The sequence below is a fragment of the Zunongwangia sp. L-65 genome (assembly GCF_056859415.1).
The window spans coordinates 15,270-31,386 of sequence record NZ_JBSXOK010000084.1; the positions used below are offsets into that span (position 1 = coordinate 15,270).

General features: G+C 37.1%; 13 protein-coding genes. 6 read left to right on the plus strand and 7 right to left on the minus strand.

Going from position 1 to position 16,117, the window contains the following annotated elements:
• Positions 1–9: 9 nt before the first annotated feature.
• Positions 10–1,251, minus strand: coding sequence for a tetratricopeptide repeat protein (locus tag AC13DP_RS21410; RefSeq protein ID WP_483068439.1), 1,242 nt, complete (start codon positions 1,249–1,251; stop codon positions 10–12).
• 22 nt (positions 1,252–1,273) lie between these two features.
• Positions 1,274–3,814: a DNA gyrase subunit A gene (gene gyrA / locus AC13DP_RS21415; protein ID WP_483068440.1), complete on the minus strand. Its 2,541-nt coding sequence runs from the start codon at positions 3,812–3,814 to the stop codon at positions 1,274–1,276.
• Positions 3,815–4,062: 248 nt separating this feature from the next.
• On the opposite strand from gyrA, the gene AC13DP_RS21420 reads away from it, so the two are divergent.
• Complete coding sequence (locus tag AC13DP_RS21420) at positions 4,063–6,651, plus strand: ATP-dependent Clp protease ATP-binding subunit (protein ID WP_347407222.1); 2,589 nt, start codon at positions 4,063–4,065, stop codon at positions 6,649–6,651.
• Positions 6,652–6,739: 88 nt separating this feature from the next.
• Positions 6,740–6,907, plus strand: coding sequence for a hypothetical protein (locus AC13DP_RS21425; protein ID WP_347407223.1), 168 nt, complete (start codon positions 6,740–6,742; stop codon positions 6,905–6,907).
• A 189-nt stretch (positions 6,908–7,096) separates the two neighbouring features.
• On the opposite strand, the gene hutH is transcribed toward AC13DP_RS21425, so the two are convergent.
• Together hutH and AC13DP_RS21435 are read right to left on the minus strand one after the other, a co-directional pair.
• Complete coding sequence (gene hutH / locus AC13DP_RS21430; RefSeq protein ID WP_347407224.1) at positions 7,097–8,605, minus strand: histidine ammonia-lyase; 1,509 nt, start codon at positions 8,603–8,605, stop codon at positions 7,097–7,099.
• Between the two features lie 208 nt (positions 8,606–8,813).
• On the minus strand, positions 8,814–10,325 hold the full coding sequence (locus AC13DP_RS21435; protein WP_483068441.1) for an NAD(P)H-hydrate dehydratase: 1,512 nt from the start codon (positions 10,323–10,325) through the stop codon (positions 8,814–8,816).
• 143 nt (positions 10,326–10,468) lie between these two features.
• On the opposite strand from AC13DP_RS21435, the gene gcvT reads away from it, so the two are divergent.
• From gcvT to AC13DP_RS21455, 4 genes are all read left to right on the plus strand, one after another.
• Complete coding sequence (gene gcvT, locus AC13DP_RS21440; RefSeq protein ID WP_013072008.1) at positions 10,469–11,551, plus strand: glycine cleavage system aminomethyltransferase GcvT; 1,083 nt, start codon at positions 10,469–10,471, stop codon at positions 11,549–11,551.
• A gap of 5 nt (positions 11,552–11,556) precedes the next feature.
• Positions 11,557–12,372, plus strand: coding sequence for a sugar nucleotide-binding protein (locus AC13DP_RS21445; RefSeq protein ID WP_013072007.1), 816 nt, complete (start codon positions 11,557–11,559; stop codon positions 12,370–12,372).
• Between the two features lie 85 nt (positions 12,373–12,457).
• Positions 12,458–12,745 carry a 4a-hydroxytetrahydrobiopterin dehydratase gene (locus AC13DP_RS21450; protein ID WP_013072006.1) on the plus strand — a complete coding sequence of 96 codons (288 nt, stop codon included), beginning with the start codon at positions 12,458–12,460 and terminating at the stop codon, positions 12,743–12,745.
• A 102-nt stretch (positions 12,746–12,847) separates the two neighbouring features.
• The gene (locus AC13DP_RS21455; protein WP_228250493.1) at positions 12,848–13,573 is read left to right on the plus strand and encodes a YebC/PmpR family DNA-binding transcriptional regulator; all 726 of its coding nucleotides are present in this window, start codon (positions 12,848–12,850) and stop codon (positions 13,571–13,573) included.
• 166 nt (positions 13,574–13,739) lie between these two features.
• On the opposite strand, the gene AC13DP_RS21460 is transcribed toward AC13DP_RS21455, so the two are convergent.
• The 3 genes from AC13DP_RS21460 to AC13DP_RS21470 form a co-directional block, all read right to left on the minus strand.
• Positions 13,740–14,177, minus strand: a complete 438-nt coding sequence (locus tag AC13DP_RS21460; protein ID WP_228250494.1) for a DoxX family protein — start codon at positions 14,175–14,177, stop codon at positions 13,740–13,742.
• A gap of 66 nt (positions 14,178–14,243) precedes the next feature.
• Positions 14,244–15,587, minus strand: coding sequence for a GntP family permease (locus AC13DP_RS21465; protein WP_272957383.1), 1,344 nt, complete (start codon positions 15,585–15,587; stop codon positions 14,244–14,246).
• Positions 15,588–16,079, minus strand: a complete 492-nt coding sequence (locus AC13DP_RS21470) for a gluconokinase (protein WP_273299923.1) — start codon at positions 16,077–16,079, stop codon at positions 15,588–15,590.
• Between the last annotated feature and the right edge of the window lie 38 nt (positions 16,080–16,117).

The window sequence follows — 16,117 nt, forward strand, 5'->3', positions numbered from 1 at the left end:
ATTTCGTGATTACTCAAGCAATGCTTTCATTTCAGCAGCTTTTTCGTTCTCACCAATCTGTGTGTAAATATTCATCGCCGTTTTAACAGCATCCTTATTGTCAGGATTTTTCTTTACGATTGCCTCTAAATAAGGAATGGCTTCTCTATAAATCTCTTTACGTTCTTCCGATAATTCTTCGTAACGCTCGTTATCTTTTTTACTCATCCCAAGTCCGTTCATCTCATCGATGATTTCACGTTCTTTACTCAAGATAACGGCAGCAATATTCATACGGGCATTATCCATATCAGGATCAATTTCCAATGCTTTTTTATAATATTCAACTGCTTTTTCCTGATTTCCAAGCTCTGCCGTACTCACCCCTAAATTATAATAAAGGTTTGCATCATTAGGGTTCTTCTTAACAAGCTCGTTCATAAGCTCGTTATATTTTGCTTTGTCTCCCATTTGATAATACATATTGGCTTCTGCCTGTAAAAGACCTAAATCATCTGGATTATTGGCTTTAGCATCGTCCATTGCCGAAATGGCTTTATCATTATTACCTTCCTGGATATGTATTAAAGCAATATTCTTAGCAATCTCCCCTCTTTTAGACGGCTGCTTTTCATCTTTTGGATCAGTGTACTGATCAGACTTTGCCATCATATCTCTTTGTTCTTTAGAACCAAAAGATTCAGTTTCTCCAGATTCACTGTTTACCGCTGTATAACTAATTGAAGATCCATCGTAGTTTAGATCCTTCAATTGCTCATAATACTTTAACGCAGCGTTATAATCCTGAGCGTTTAAAGAGTTTGCGGCGGCATAATAAAGATAGATTGTATCTTGTTTATTTAACTCATAACTCGCTACCAGTTTGTCTGCTGCACTCGTATAATTTTCGGTATTTTGATCATCGATAGCACTTTGAACCAACTGATTTCTAAGACCTGCTAATCCTTCCTGAGCTTCTTCGCTTCCCATCTCTACAGCCTTTTTATAGGCTTCTCCGGCAGTTTTAAAGTCATCAACAGAGGTTGATTTACCATCTCCTAAATAAGCCTTTGCTTTGTACAGGTAAAATTTTTCAGTCCATTTGTCATTAGCTTCAGAAAGTTTTCCTTCAGCAGTCGCCAATTCTGTTTTGGCCTGAGCGAAATTACCATCCTCGATAAGATCTTCAGCATTTTTAATTTCATCTTTTTGTGCTATTGCCGAGAGACCTATGAAAGACAATAGCGACAATGTCAAAATATTCTTTTTCATTGTTTTGGTTTATTAATTTAGTTTATTCTTCTGAGTCATCTTGAACAATATCTGTGCCATCTAAGGCTTCTCCTGCATTATCAGGGTTTTCTACATCTTCAATATCCTCTACTTCTATCTCGTCTTCCTCATGCAACACTTTGGCCACCGCGGCGATAGAATCTTTTCCCTTCAAATTAATTAATCGTACCCCCTGTGTGGCTCTTCCCATTACCCGCAGGTCACTTACTTCTAGTCGTATAGCAATACCGGATTTATTGATAATCATTAAATCATCATCATCTGTCACGTTTTTAATCGCTACAAGGTTCCCTGTTTTCTCGGTAATAGAAATCGTTTTTACTCCTTTACCACCCCGGTTAGTAATACGGTAATCCTCTAAACTAGAGCGTTTTCCGTAACCATTTTCAGAAACTACCAGAATATTAGACTCCATATCGTCTACAGAAATCATTCCTACTACTTCGTCATTATCATCTGCTAAAGTAATACCACGAACCCCTGAAGCATTTCTACCCATAGGTCTTGTCTTACCTTCTTCAAAACGAATGGCTTTACCACTTTTTACGGCTAACATTACCTGACTGTCACCGGTAGTAAGTTTCGCTTCCAGTAATTCGTCGTCTTCTTTAATAGTAATTGCATTAATACCATTAGTTCTTGGACGGGAATATTGTTCTAACGAAGTTTTTTTAACCTGACCTTTCTTAGTGGCCATGATCACAAAGTGATTGTTGACATATTCCTCATCTTTGAGGTCTTGTGTGCATATAAAGGCTTTAACCCGGTCGTCTTGCTCTATATTAATAAGGTTTTGGATCGCTCTTCCTTTAGATGATTTGCTACCTTCAGGAATTTCGTAAACCCTCATCCAGAAACATTTTCCTTTTTGAGTGAAGAATAGCATATACTGGTGATTGGTACCAGAGAATAAATATTCAAGGAAATCTTCATTTCGGGTATTTGATCCTTTTTGTCCTACTCCCCCTCTATTTTGTCTTTTGTATTCGTTTAGTGAGGTTCTTTTAATGTATCCCGCATGAGAAATAGTGATAATTACTCTCTCATCAGGAATCATATCTTCGATACTAAGATCGCCTCCTGCATATTCGATGGTAGAACGTCTACCGTCACCGTACTTTTCTTTTACTTCGAGCAATTCGTCCTTAATCACCTGCATTCTACGCTCTTTACGTGCCAAAATGTCTTTAAGGTCCTTAATGGTCTCTATTATTTCGTCGTATTCAGCTCTTAATTTATCCTGCTCCAGTCCTGTAAGTTGTCGTAATCGCATTTCTACGATAGCTCTAGCCTGTAGTTCGGATAGTTCAAATCTATCGATTAACTTTTGTCGGGCTTCTTCAGCATTATTGGAAGAACGGATAAGCGCGATTACTTCATCAATATTATCTGATGCAATGATTAATCCTTCCAGGATGTGCGCTCGGTCCTCAGCTTTCTTTAATTCGAATTCTGTTCGACGAACAACTACTTCATGCCTGTGCTCAACAAAGTGATAGATAATATCTTTAAGATTCAGCATTTCAGGTCTTCCTTTTACCAGTGCAATATTATTTACACTAAAAGAAGATTGTAATGCCGTATGCTTAAACAAGGTATTTAAAACGATATTTGGGATAGCATCACGCTTTAATTGATAAACGATACGCATACCATGACGGTCTGATTCATCCCTAATAAGACTAATCCCTTCGATCTTTTTATCGTTAATAAGGTCTGCCGTCTTTTTAATCATATCAGCTTTATTAACCTGATATGGAATTTCAGTAACTATAATACACTCTTTGCCGTTTACCTCTTCTAAAGAGCTTTTGGCACGCATAACAACACGTCCTCTTCCGGTCTTAAAAGCTTCACGAACGCCATCGTAACCATATATAATACCTCCTGTTGGAAAATCCGGTGCTTTGATGTGTTGCATTAACTCATCAATCTCAATATCATGGTTATCGATATAGGCTACTGTACCATCAATTACTTCCGATAAATTATGAGGTGCCATATTTGTCGCCATCCCCACCGCAATACCACTGGCTCCATTAACCAATAAGTTTGGGATTCGGGTTGGCATCACGACAGGCTCATTTAAAGAGTCGTCGAAGTTTAACTGAGTGTCTACCGTTTCTTTATCGATATCAGCAAGCATATCCTCACTGATTTTTCGCATTCTAGCCTCGGTATAACGCATTGCAGCTGGACTATCACCGTCAACAGATCCAAAGTTACCCTGTCCATCCACAAGCATATAGCGCATACTCCATTCCTGCGCCATCCTAACCATGGTGTCGTATACAGATGAGTCACCGTGTGGGTGATACTTACCTAATACCTCTCCTACAATTCTTGCTGACTTTTTATATGATCTATTAGAAAGTACACCTAATTCGTACATTCCATATAATACTCTACGATGCACCGGCTTAAGACCATCACGAACATCCGGTAACGCACGTGACACAATGACCGACATTGAATAATCAATGTAGGCCGATTTCATCTCTTCTTCAATGTTGATAGGAATAAGCTTTTCTCCTTCAGCCATATTACAAAATTGTTTAGTTCACAAATCTAACCGGCTAATTTACATATTTTATGTATGTATAATGGCACTTCAGAAAGAGTTTTCACAGTTTTTATTAACAAAATTTTATTGTGACAAAGTTGATAAGTTAACACTCCTATATTTTGATTTTTGGAAGTATTTTTGTCAATTAGCTATATATTCGGGCTTAGGTATAGTTTTTGACTTAATTCAGAATAAAAATTAACATAGTAGAGAAAGGAAAAAACATGGATGATAATTTTTCACCTAGGGTAAAGGATGTAATAGCGTACAGTAAAGAAGAGGCTTTAAGATTAGGTCATGACTTTATCGGTACGGAACATTTGATGCTTGGATTATTGAGAGACGGTGACGGGAAAGCCATAGACATCCTAAACGCTCTGGATATCGATTTAAGCCATTTAAGAAGAAAAGTAGAGATTTTAAGTCCTGCTAATCCAAATATGACAGCGGTTTCGAATGAGAAAAAGAACCTGCATTTAACAAGACAGGCAGAACGTGCCCTTAAAACCACGTTTTTGGAAGCTAAGTTATTTCAGAGTCCAAATATCAATACGGCGCACCTGTTATTGTGTATTTTAAGGAATGAAAACGATCCCACCACAAAATTGCTTAACAAGCTTAAGATTGATTATGATGGGGTAAAAGATCAATTTAAATTTATGATCGCAAACGACGATACAGATTATACTCAGGGCCCTTCAGCAGATTCATTTTCTGATGAAGATGGTACAGATGATGCCACTAAAGATAATCCTTTTAGTGGATCAGGTGCTACTGGTAGTGGCGCAGCCGCAGGTAAATCAAATAAGAAATCCAAAACGCCGGTTTTAGATAATTTCGGTCGTGATTTAACCGCAATGGCAGAAGCCGATAAACTTGATCCTGTAGTAGGCAGAGAAAAGGAAATCGAACGTGTGTCTCAAATTCTTAGTAGACGTAAGAAAAACAACCCTCTATTAATAGGAGAACCGGGAGTTGGTAAATCTGCAATCGCAGAAGGTCTTGCTTTAAGGATCGTAAAACGCAAAGTTTCAAGAATTTTATTTGATAAACGTGTTGTTACCTTAGATTTGGCAAGTTTAGTGGCCGGTACAAAATATCGTGGACAATTTGAAGAGCGCATGAAGGCGGTGATGAACGAGCTTGAAAAGAATGATGATATTATTCTTTTTATTGATGAAATTCATACTATTGTAGGTGCAGGTGGTGCTACCGGAAGTTTAGATGCCAGTAACATGTTTAAGCCTGCGTTGGCGCGCGGTGAAATTCAATGTATTGGTGCTACAACTTTAGATGAATATCGCCAGTATATCGAAAAAGACGGAGCTTTAGAGCGACGTTTTCAAAAGGTTATTGTCGAGCCGACTTCAGTTGAAGAAACCATCGAGATCCTTAATAATATTAAAGATAAGTACGAAGATCATCATAACGTGGAATATACTCCTGAGGCTATCGAAGCTTGTGTAAAGTTAACTAATCGTTATATGACCGATCGATTCCTTCCGGATAAGGCTATTGATGCGTTAGATGAAGCCGGATCCCGTGTACATATTACTAATATTGATGTTCCTAAGCAGATTCTTGATCTGGAGCGTAAATTAGAAGAAGTACGCGAAAAGAAAAATACGGTCGTTAAAAAGCAGAAATACGAAGAAGCTGCTAAATTAAGGGATGATGAAAAAAATCTTGAAAAAGAATTAGCAATCGCTCAGGAACGTTGGGAAGAAGAATCAAAGAAACATAAAGAAATTGTAAGCGAAGATAGCGTTGCTGATGTTGTTTCTATGATGACTGGCGTTCCGGTAAATCGTATAGCCCAAACTGAATCGAATAAACTGGTAGAACTTCCTAATAAGATAAAAGGAAAAGTTATTGGCCAGGATGATGCCGTAGCCAAGGTGGTAAAAGCCATTCAGCGTAACCGTGCAGGATTAAAAGATCCCAATAAACCAATTGGTTCTTTTATTTTCTTAGGTCAAACCGGTGTTGGTAAAACGCAATTGGCTAAAGTACTGGCTCGTCAGCTTTTTGATAATGAGGATACATTAATAAGAATCGATATGAGCGAGTATATGGAAAAATTCGCTGTATCCAGATTAATTGGTGCACCTCCGGGGTATGTTGGCTATGAAGAAGGTGGCCAGCTTACTGAAAAAGTAAGAAGAAAGCCTTACGCAGTTATTCTCTTAGACGAGGTAGAGAAAGCACATCCAGATGTTTTCAATATGCTGTTACAGGTATTAGATGACGGATATTTAACCGATAGTCTTGGTCGCAAAATCGACTTTAGGAATACGATTATTATCATGACTTCTAATATTGGAGCGAGAAAACTTAAGGATTTTGGCCAGGGTATTGGTTTTGGTACACAATCCCAAAGAGCACAGGCTGATGAAAATACTCGTGGAGTCATTCAAAATGCCCTTAAAAAAGCATTCGCTCCAGAGTTTTTGAATAGGATTGACGATGTGATTGTGTTCAACGCTTTAGAAAGAGAAGATATTCATAAAATCATTGATATCGAACTTTCTAAATTATATGGCCGAATTGGTGGTCTTGGATATCATTTAGAATTAAGTGATAAAGCCAAGGATTTTATTGCTGAAAAAGGTTTTGATAAACAATACGGAGCCAGACCTTTAAACCGTGCTATTCAGAAATATATTGAAGATGCGCTGGCGGAAGAGATCATTAATTCTAAGATCGCTGAAGGTGATAAGATTGAAATGGATTATAAGGAAGGTGAAGACGAATTGGTTATAAAAGTTAAAAAAGGAAAAAATACCGAAGAAGAATCTGAATCCAAAAAATAATTTTCATCATTATATTTTTTTTAAAGCCTCACAATTTTGTGGGGCTTTACTTATTTTTACCCCTTCCAAAAAGTAATTATCCCCGAATATGAATCTTATAAAATTTAAAGATTTTCAATTAATCTTCACCCCCTCATATATTCAAATGGAAATTTTTCATGAAGGTCATTTCGGTGTAAAAGATTATGAAGAATGCCTTCAGATGAAATTAGAGGCTTATGGTGAAAAAAAATCGGAATCCTTGTTAAAAGAATAAATCCTGAGGATAAATATTCCTTCGATCCAATGTTACTAATCTCTGGAAAAAAATCTATTGAAGCACATGCAAACTGGGTTATTTTGGTTTCAGATCGCTATGTTGATGCCTTAAATCTTAAGTTTGTAAAAATTTTAACCAGCTTATATTGTCTGCATTTTTTAGAATACAATGAAGCACTACAAATTATTAATTCAGGTAGTCTTCCCGGATAATAAATCCTTCTAAAAATATTTTTGATTGCTGAATTAATGGCGCCATCATCACATCTTCCGTAACAATCGGTACCTTTTTTCTAAAATCAGATAACACATGCTCTATTTTTTCTGAAGATTTTGCCGGTGATCTAAAATGTAAGGCCTGGGACGAATTAAACAATTCGATTGCTAAAACCGAATCCACGTTCTCCATCACTCTGATTAATTTTGTGGCGGCATTAGCCCCCATACTCACATGGTCTTCCTGCCCATTTGAAGAAACAATAGAGTCCACAGATGCCGGCATACATAATTGTTTATTCTGGCTCACAATACTCGCGGCAGTATATTGCGGAATCATAAATCCGCTATTCAAACCTGGATTTTCTACCAAAAAGTTAGGTAGTCCTCGCAATCCTGATACTAATTGATAGGTCCTTCTTTCCGAAATATTAGCCAACTCGGCCATAGCTATGGCTAAATAATCCATCGCCAAAGCTAACGGCTGACCATGAAAATTTCCGCCGGAAATTATTTTATCGGCTTTCACAAAAATATTTGGATTATCGGTAACCGAATTGATCTCGGTTTTTACTGTTTTGTGTACAAATGCCAATGTATCTTTGGTGGCTCCATGAACCTGAGGAACACATCTAAAGGAATAAGGATCCTGCACATTTTCTTTTTCTTGTTGCGCTAACTCGCTTCCTTCCAAAAACAGTCTAATTCGCTCTGCCGTTTTTATCTGTCCGCGATGTGGTCTTACCAGATGCACCAGTTCATCAAAAGGAGACAAATTACAATCAAATGCATCCATAGAAACTGCACTTACAAAATCTGCACAATATGATAATTTATAGGCTTTAATTAAGCCATGTACGGCATGAGCACTCATAAACTGCGTACCGTTTAGAAGTGCTAGCCCTTCTTTTGATTGTAATTTTACGGGCTTCCAGTTCTTTTTTTCCAATATTGAAGCTCCAGAAATTATTTCATTTTTATAATATACTTCCCCTTCGCCTATTAGCGGTAATGCCAGGTGTGCTAATGGAGCTAAATCTCCAGAAGCGCCTAAAGATCCCTGTTCATAGACGACCGGCAAAATATCTTCATTAAAAAAATCAATTAGGCGTTCAGTAGTTTCTAAAGCAACTCCCGAGTTTCCATAGCTTAACGACTGGATTTTCAGTAAGAGCATAAGGCGTATAATAGGTTTGCTCACTCTTTCACCAGTACCACAGGCATGGGATTTTACAAGATTCTCCTGTAAAATGGTTAATTTTTCTGAAGTAATTTTCACATTACATAATGCACCAAAACCGGTATTAATACCGTAAATGGGTACATCACTTTCTTTAATTTTTTGGTCTAAATATTTCCGGGATTTTGTGATATTTAAACGAGCTTCCTCACTTAAAGCCAGTTTCATATTATTATCAATAATATCCCTGATAATATCTAAATCTAAAATTGCCGAGGTGATATAATGTATAGGTTCCATTACTCCGTTTTAAAATTTTCGAAATCGATTTCTAAAAACAACACAGCAAAAATCCAATTTCAAAAAATAGTATCCAAATTATTACAATTTTATTATCAATACCTCAGAATTGTATATTTTTGAGATCTTTCTCAATTAGAAACGCGAGCTTGTATCCACAATTTCAAAATAGAAGACCTATATTTAAAATAAGAATTTCGCCGATCCTTTAATCTGCAAATAAAGACTGGAAAGCTGCCCCCATATTTTCCGCAATATCTCCTGAAATTAATGCTTGATAAGATCGATTTTCGGCAACGATATCCCCAGATAAACCATGCAAATATACCCCAAGAATCGCAGCGGCCAAAGGTTGGTATTGTTGAGAAATCAATCCGCTTATAATTCCGGATAACACATCCCCGCTGCCCGCAGTGGCCATACCCGGGTTACCCGAATTATTTATATAAATATTCCCTTCACCAAAAATAAAGGTATGTGATCCTTTTAAAACCAAAATAACATCGTGATTTCGAGTAAATTCCTCTACTTTTTTCAACTTATCAAAATCATCTTTCCAATCTCCAATTAAACGCTGTAATTCTTTTGGGTGCGGTGTCAAAACAGATTGTTTGGGTAGAAATTTTAATAATTCTTTATGTTCAGAAATCATATTTAAGCCATCGGCATCAATGAGCATTGGATTTTTGGTTTGTTCCAGTAATTGTTTAAAAGCTTCAAGCGTTTCCGGATCTTTTCCTGCTCCCATTCCAAAACAAATAACTGAAGGATCCATACCGTGATCGATATGGGTTAATTTTTCATGGTTTTTATCTACAATTACCATGGCTTCAGGCAGTGCGGTTTGTAAAATGGTATAACCACATTTAGGGATAAAAGTGCTCACCAGCCCAGCGCCTGTTCGTAAAGCTGCTTTTGACGATAAAAGTACACTACCTATTTTCCCGTAACTACCGCCCACTATCAGCGTATGACCATAATTTCCTTTGTGGGAATTCGATTTTCTAGGTTGATAAAGTAAACGCGCTTCAGGTTTACTGATCAGTTCGGCCTGCCCTTTTTCCGAAGATAGAAACTCGCGGTCCAGACCTATATCGAGTATTTGAAGATCTCCTACAAAATCCATGGTTTGCGGTAAAAAGAACACCAATTTCGGAGTTTGAAAACTAATGGTGAAATTTGCAGAAATAACACGATCTTCTTCACCGGGGATACGATCTGAAAATAATCCCGAAGGCATATCGATAGATAAAACAAAAGCATTCGAATCATTGATATGATCTACAAGTTTCGCTATCCACCCCTCTAAAGGTCGGTTTAAACCAATACCAAAAATGGCATCGATTACAAATTCATTTTGATCGATTTCTGGAAAATCACTAGCCGATTTAATATATTCCGGCCAATCATTTGTAGTTTCTCTTAGTCGGTCATAATTAATCAAAAAATCATCAGATCGATTATCGGTATAATTCACCACAAAAACCCTGACATTATAGTCTTTTTCAATCAATTGACGGGCAATTACCAATCCGTCCCCACCATTATTACCCACACCACAAAATATTTTAATGGCAATATCTGAATTTTGCAGGCGTTTATGTATCTCAGCAGAAACATGGCTTGCCGCCCGCTCCATTAATTGTGTTGAAGTAATATTTTGATTTTTGATGCTAAGCTCATCTGCTTTCTTTAATTGCGCTGCAGAAAAAATCTTCATAAATCCTCGGTTTTTATGGTTTTATTCAAATATACGGTATACGCAAAGCTTAGGCGAAGCTTTGACATTTCCTTCACAATTTTAGGGAAACTATGGGCAGTTCAGGCTTAATTCTATAAATTTGCGCAAACTAAATAATCAAAATGAAAGAAGTAGCATTAGCGAATAAACATAAAGAGTTGGGAGCCAAAATGGTTCCTTTTGCGGGTTATAATATGCCGGTTTCTTACGAGGGTGTAAATGCAGAGCATCATAATGTTCGTGAAAAACTTGGTGTTTTTGATGTTTCTCACATGGGAGAATTTTTAGTAACGGGAGAAAACGCCTTAGCGCTCATCCAGTTAATTTCTTCTAACGATGCTTCCAAGCTAGTGGATGGGCAGGCACAATATACTTGTATGCCAAATGAAAAGGGCGGTATTGTAGACGATATGATTATTTATAGGATGAATGCTGAAAAGTATTTGTTAGTAGTCAATGCGGCCAATATAGAAAAAGACTGGAACTGGATTAGCAAACATAATACGATGGATGCTAATTTAACCGATCTTAGCGAAGAGCTGTCTCTTCTAGCCATACAGGGGCCAAAAGCTGCCGAGGCTATGCAATCACTTACGGATGTTGATCTTAGCGCTATGAAATTCTATACTTTTGAAATCGGAACTTTTGCCGGTATGGAAAAGGTGATTATTTCGGCAACCGGATATACCGGTAGTGGCGGCTTCGAGATTTATTTTAAAAATGAATGTGCTCAAGAAATTTGGGACAAAGTGATGGAAGCCGGTAAGGACTATGGTATTCAGCCAATTGGTCTTGCCGCTCGAGATACGCTACGTTTAGAAATGGGGTTTTGTCTTTACGGAAATGATATTGATGATACCACATCGCCTATCGAAGCCAAATTAGGATGGATCACTAAATTCACAAAAGATTTTATCAACGCTGAAGCTTTAAAACAAGAAAAAGAAGAAGGCCCTAAACGTAAACTTGTTGCATTTGAACTTGATGAGCGCGGTATTCCAAGACAAGGATATGATATCGTAAATGACGAAGGAGAAGTTATAGGAAATGTTACATCGGGTACCATGTCACCTTCATTAGAGAAAGGAATTGGCTTAGGATATGTAAAATCGGAATATACAGGTTTTGGAAAGAAAATCAATATTCAGATCCGTAAAAAAGCTGTTTCTGCCACTCAGGTGAAATTGCCCTTTTATAAAGGATAAATTATTTGGAACGTATATTAATATTAGGAGCTAGCGGCTTTATTGGCAATGCCATCTATAAAGAGCTATGCTCCTATTTTGATACGCACGGTACCTACTGTACAGACAGTCGCGCATTAGAAAAAAACCATCAGTTCCATCAATATGATATGGAGACCGATAGCCTGGATCTTTTGCTCTACAATTTAAAACCGAGCATTATCATATCTGCGGTGCGAGGAAGTTTCGAAGCACAAATAGCACTGCATTATTCGGTAATAAGCTATATTTTAACGCATCCCTGCAAACTTATCTTTTTAAGTTCTGCAAACGTTTTTGATGCGTTTACCAACTATCCAAGCTACGAGTATGATAAAACATTATCACAAAGTATCTACGGCCGATTTAAAATCAAAATAGAGAACGCTCTTTTAAGACTTCCTAATGATAAATACAATATTTTAAGATTACCCATGGTTTTTGGCCAGGGTTCTCCCAGACTAAATGAGATTAAAACACTAATCGATTTGGGCGAGGCTATAGAGGTATTCCCTAATGTGGTGATTAATGTTACTGAAATTAGTAAAATAACCCAGCAGATTCATTATATCGTAAATCGAAAGTTACAAGGTGTTTTTCATTTAGGAAGTTCAGATTTGGTGCATCAAAAAGATTTTGTTGAAGATATTTGTGAGATTTTGGGATATGAAAATCCGCTTTTTAAAAACGTATATGATAGCAATAACGATCGCTATTTAGCCGTTTTACCCAAAGATAACTTACTACCCACTAATCTCCAGATAAGCGTACAGGAAGTTGTTGAAGCCAGCCTTAAAAAATAGGTTAATCTTATATTAAAGCACTTCTGTTTATATTATTTCCAGTAAAGTATTCCTAAATTGAATTATAGAAAAAATTGTTTCAATTATGGAAAAACTAACCGAAGAACAAATCAGCAAAAAACTGGAAAGTCTTGAAGGATGGACATATGCAAAAGAAGCTATCCACACTTCTTTTAAATTCGAAAACTTTAAAGATGCTTTTACGGTAATGACCCGAATCGCTTTTGAAGCCGAAGCCATGCAACATCATCCTAACTGGGCAAATTCTTTCAACGAATTAGAAATTTCTTTATCCACGCATGATGCAGGCGGAGTCACTGATAAAGACTTTAAAATGGCCAAAGCTATAGAAGATATTGTTGAAGCCAAATAAGGCCGGAATCAGTATAAAAATTCAATATTCCAGAAAGCTCCTAATTTGAAATCATTTTAGGAGCTTTTTTTATATTTTTGCCCGGATTTCATTTTTATTATCATGGGAAGAGCATTTGAATTTAGAAAAGCACGTAAGATGAAGCGTTGGTCTGCAATGGCCAAAGCCTTTACTCGTATAGGAAAAGACATTGTAATGGCCGTTAAAGAAGGTGGACCAGATCCAGACGCTAACTCTAAGCTTAGAGCGGTGATCCAGAACGCCAAGAGTGTTAACATGCCAAAAGACAATATCGAACGTGCGATTAAAAGAGCTTCAGATAAAAGTCAGGGTGATTATAAAATTGTCCTTTTTGAAGGATACGCGCCACACGGTATCGCTGTTTTAGTTGAAACCGCTACCGATAATAACAACCGTACCGTAGCCAATGTACGATCCTACTTTAATAAATGTGACGGAAACTTAGGAACTTCGGGGTCTGTAGAGTTTATGTTCGATCATACCTGTAACTTCAGGATTAATGCAGAAGGCTTAGACGTGGAAGAATTAGAACTTGAATTTATTGATTATGGAGCTGAAGAAGTTTTTGAAGATGAAGACGGAATTCACATCTACGCTCCTTTTGAGTATTTTGGAAGCATCCAAAAAGAACTGGAAAGTAAAAATATTGAAATTATTTCTTCTGGATTCGAAAGAATACCTCAGGTTACCAAACAGCTTACTCCAGAACAGTCTGCTGATGTAGAAAAATTACTGGAAAAATTAGAAGAAGATGATGATGTACAAAATGTATATCATACGATGGAAGAATCTTCTTCAGAAGAATAAATTAGTGTAAATTACCTAATGGCGATGAGTCCTTTAGTAATAATATTTCCTTCCAGGGTCCCATCCGGAAGCTATAGGAGTATTTAATCTTTTATCGTTTTAATTGGATTCGATAAGGAATTTAAAAAAGTCTTGTTATTCAGTAAATAACAAGACTTTTTTTAGTTTATGACTTTATTTCTTTTTTTTCCGCTTTAAACATCAAATAATGATCCAGCGAATATTTTCCTGCCCCGGTATAAAACAATAAAACATAAGAAAGTAAATACATAAAAGGCAATTCTTGCCTTTCCAGACCATCTGGCGCATGTACAATAATAGCAGCTACGGCCATAGTCACGATAAGTGGAATTGTTGCAATTCGGGTTCCAATACCTAAAATAAGCATTATGGAACAAACAAATTCAGCTAAAACAGCAACAGCTAGCGTCATGGTTTGTCCAACACCCAAAGGATCTGCAAATTGTATCTCTTCAGAAGAAAAAAAGTTTATCAATTTGGGAACGCCATGAAACAGCATTAGGATCGAAATTCCGATTCTAAAAATCAATAGAATAAAATCTAACTTGGGTAGGTTTAAACTGGTAGTATACGTATTTTTCATTAAAATGATAAAATTTGGTGGTTGAATTTGTACAAGATAGGCAATTTTAAAAATTAATATCTAGTTTTATAATAAATACCAAAGCAGGGAGGAAACCCCAAGACCTACAAGAGAGATAATGGTAGTCATCACCGTCCAGCTTTTAAATGTTTGTTTTTCGTTTAGGCCAATATACTGCCCTACCAGCCAAAATCCGCTATCATTTACATGAGATAGGATCAAAGCGCCAGAGGCTACTGCGATTACTATTAAACTAATTTGGCTTTCAGCATAATTCGCTCCTTCTAAAAGCGGTGCGGTAATTCCGGCAGCGGTAATCATAGCTACTGTTGAAGATCCCTGTAATACCCTGATTAATGCCGCCACTATAAACCCAAACAGCAGCGGATTTATAAAGCTTTCATTCAAATTATTTGCAATCATTTCTCCTGCTCCGGTATTGATAAGGATTTGTTTAAAAGCACCCCCCGCACCAGTAAGTAAAATAATAATCCCGGCAGATTCAAAACTCTTTGCGGCTATTTTTAATAATTTGTCTTTGGTGACGCCGCGTTTTACTCCTAAGAAATACCAGGCTAAAAGGTTAGCAATAATCAAGGCGGTAAATGGATGACCTAATAAATCAATCATATAATTTATCCAATTTGGGAAATCGGAAGCGTCTACCAAAGGACTGGCCATCAGCGTATTTAAAACAATCAAAAAAATAGGAACAAAAATGATGGCAGTGATCATTTTAGCAGAGGGCATCTGATCTTCCGGTGCTGAATCTTCGGTAAAACTTTTGGGCGCTACATACAGGCTTTTCGTTAATAATCTTGCAAAAAACGGTCCGCTTAAAATAGCCGCAGGAATTCCGGCAGCAAAACCAAATAAAATTACCCATCCTAAATCGGCTCCTAAAATATCGGCTACCGCAATGGGGCCCGGGGTGGGCGGAATAAAACAATGGGTAATTGCCAGTCCGGCTAAAAGCGGGATAGCATAAAGGATTAACGACTTTCCGGTTTTCTTACTTAAGGCATAAGTAATGGGTACTAAAATGATAAAAGCGACATCAAAAAATACAGGTATGGCAACTATAAAACCGGTAATCATCATGGCCCATGGAGCATTTTTTTCTCCGGTTTTCTTAAGAATAAAAGAAGCCAGGGCTTTTGCTCCTCCGGATTGTTCTAAAATCCCACCAAATAAAGCTCCTAATCCCACTACGGTTGCCACAAATCCCAACGTGCTGCCCATGCCCTCTTTCATGGTTTCCATAATATCACCTGCAGGCATTCCGGCAAGTATTCCAACGAAAATACAAACGATCAGCAGGGCTAAAAATGCCTGAATTTTAAGTTTCAGTATTAAAAATAGTAATAAAGCTATTCCCAGGCCAACCGCCAATAATAATTGTATTTCCATCTAAGAGGGATTTATTTTTGCCAATACCTCATGAACCATTTCAGGTATACCCTGATTAGCATTTACCTTAATCGCATCTTTTGGTTCTTCCAGAATATCAAATTGAGATTTCAGCAACTCTGCTTTAAAATAATGTCCTTTTCTGGCTTTCATTCGCTTATACACCAAATCATATTCCGCATGTAAGTACACAAAAACCACCTGCTTTTTCAAACCTTCCGTTAGCGTTTCCCTATAGCATTCTTTCAACGCAGAACAAGCTAACACCGCACCTTTTTCAGTACTCCAGGCTTTAATATTTTTGGCTAAAATTTGTAACCACCCTTTACGGTCTTCATCATTTAGCGCCATTCCTTTGCTCATTTTTTCGACATTAGCATCAGGATGATAATCGTCGGCATCGTAAAATGGAATTTCTAATTTATCGGCCAGGCTTTTCCCAATGGTTGTTTTTCCTATTCCAGAAACGCCCATCACTACGTAAACTTTCATTCAGGTAATTTATTGGTTTTTATTTATAACTTGTATTG

Bases quoted from the DNA above. Each gene is read 5' to 3' on its own strand.
- AC13DP_RS21410 (WP_483068439.1), bottom strand. From the start codon at position 1,251: ATGAAAAAGAATATTTTGACATTGTCGCTATTGTCTTTCATAGGTCTC.
- gyrA (WP_483068440.1), bottom strand. From the start codon at position 3,814: ATGGCTGAAGGAGAAAAGCTTATTCCTATCAACATTGAAGAAGAGATG.
- AC13DP_RS21420 (WP_347407222.1), top strand. From the start codon at position 4,063: ATGGATGATAATTTTTCACCTAGGGTAAAGGATGTAATAGCGTACAGT.
- AC13DP_RS21425 (WP_347407223.1), top strand. From the start codon at position 6,740: ATGAATCTTATAAAATTTAAAGATTTTCAATTAATCTTCACCCCCTCA.
- hutH (WP_347407224.1), bottom strand. From the start codon at position 8,605: ATGGAACCTATACATTATATCACCTCGGCAATTTTAGATTTAGATATT.
- AC13DP_RS21435 (WP_483068441.1), bottom strand. From the start codon at position 10,325: ATGAAGATTTTTTCTGCAGCGCAATTAAAGAAAGCAGATGAGCTTAGC.
- gcvT (WP_013072008.1), top strand. From the start codon at position 10,469: ATGAAAGAAGTAGCATTAGCGAATAAACATAAAGAGTTGGGAGCCAAA.
- AC13DP_RS21450 (WP_013072006.1), top strand. From the start codon at position 12,458: ATGGAAAAACTAACCGAAGAACAAATCAGCAAAAAACTGGAAAGTCTT.
- AC13DP_RS21455 (WP_228250493.1), top strand. From the start codon at position 12,848: ATGGGAAGAGCATTTGAATTTAGAAAAGCACGTAAGATGAAGCGTTGG.
- AC13DP_RS21460 (WP_228250494.1), bottom strand. From the start codon at position 14,177: ATGAAAAATACGTATACTACCAGTTTAAACCTACCCAAGTTAGATTTT.
- AC13DP_RS21465 (WP_272957383.1), bottom strand. From the start codon at position 15,587: ATGGAAATACAATTATTATTGGCGGTTGGCCTGGGAATAGCTTTATTA.
- AC13DP_RS21470 (WP_273299923.1), bottom strand. From the start codon at position 16,079: ATGAAAGTTTACGTAGTGATGGGCGTTTCTGGAATAGGAAAAACAACC.